Source organism: Chloroflexus sp. (genome assembly GCF_049970315.1).
Lineage (GTDB): Bacteria > Chloroflexota > Chloroflexia > Chloroflexales > Chloroflexaceae > Chloroflexus.
The window spans coordinates 1-578 of the sequence record NZ_JBMFNE010000084.1; the positions used below are offsets into that span (position 1 = coordinate 1).

A 578-nucleotide genomic window follows, 5' to 3' on the forward strand; every position below is an offset into this window, starting at 1 on the left:
CTCGTGGCAGCAGCCAGCGTTCTCGCCACCAGGCGACCAGCTCCGAGAATGGCAGGTTGCGATAGACTGGTTCCGTGTCCCGGCCTTCCATGTACGCTTCCAAATTGTCTATCAGGCGAAACAGGAACACTTCCCGCTTTACGCCGTGACGAAGCAGATCAGACGGAAGACCTAACCGATCTAGCGCTCGCACCATCGTTTGCCATTTCCGGCGCGGGCCAGTGCCAAAGCCTCCTCGCGTCGAAATTCCCTGGTTTTCCAAAAATTCGCGGAACAACGGGTAAAGTTCCATCAGGTGAAAAGTACCATAGCCTTCCGTATAACCCAGAGACTCCGCTATAACTGTTCCATTATATCTTAAGCGGTTGTACAGGCTGCTCCGCCCAAAAGCGCTTGTAGTAGTAAGCGCAACGAGATGGGGCGGCAAGATGCGCTGTTCCATCTCGGTTGCACGTCCAGCATACTTATGCCGATAGACTTGGCGAATCTCATTAGAGGCTGCCACTAGTGCTATCAGTTTCCCGCCCAATAGACGATCGTAGGGTGGTACGGCCCCAAGTGTCTGGATGTCCATAGTC

At 54.0% G+C, this 578-nt stretch carries 1 protein-coding gene; it reads right to left on the reverse strand.

The window, feature by feature from the left end; genetic code table 11:
* On the reverse strand, positions 1-574 hold a 574-nt coding region (locus ACP5OT_RS17680), incomplete at its 3' end, for a Druantia anti-phage system protein DruA (RefSeq protein ID WP_428132901.1).
* Positions 575-578 lie beyond the last annotated feature (4 nt).